General features: G+C 36.4%; 1 protein-coding gene. It reads right to left on the reverse strand.

The window, feature by feature from the left end; translation table 11 throughout:
- A partial coding sequence (locus tag KK060_RS24930; RefSeq protein WP_254158014.1) for a two-component regulator propeller domain-containing protein occupies window positions 1–313 on the reverse strand: 313 nt, incomplete at both ends.

Raw genomic sequence — 313 nt, forward strand, 5'->3', positions numbered from 1 at the left:
ATGTTTATAATGTTTAAAGTTTTTGCCATCGAAAGAATCCAGCCCTCCATAATACGTCCTATCCAAAGCACACCGCTACGATCCATTAGTAAGCTAACAATCACATTATTGCTTAGTGAATTGGAATTGAAAGGATTGTTCTTGTATTGCGTGAACTTCTCATTCTTTCTATCGAAATAAATCAGGCCACCTCCGTTGGTACCTATCCAGATATTTCCCTTTGTATCTTCTGCGAAAGCGTTTATATCATTAAAAGGAAGGCTTTGAGGTTTGGTGTTGCTATGCTGATATAATTGAAAACGGTATATGTTAT

The sequence above is a fragment of the Chryseosolibacter indicum genome (assembly GCF_018598585.1).
Lineage (GTDB): Bacteria > Bacteroidota > Bacteroidia > Cytophagales > Cyclobacteriaceae > Chryseosolibacter > Chryseosolibacter indicus.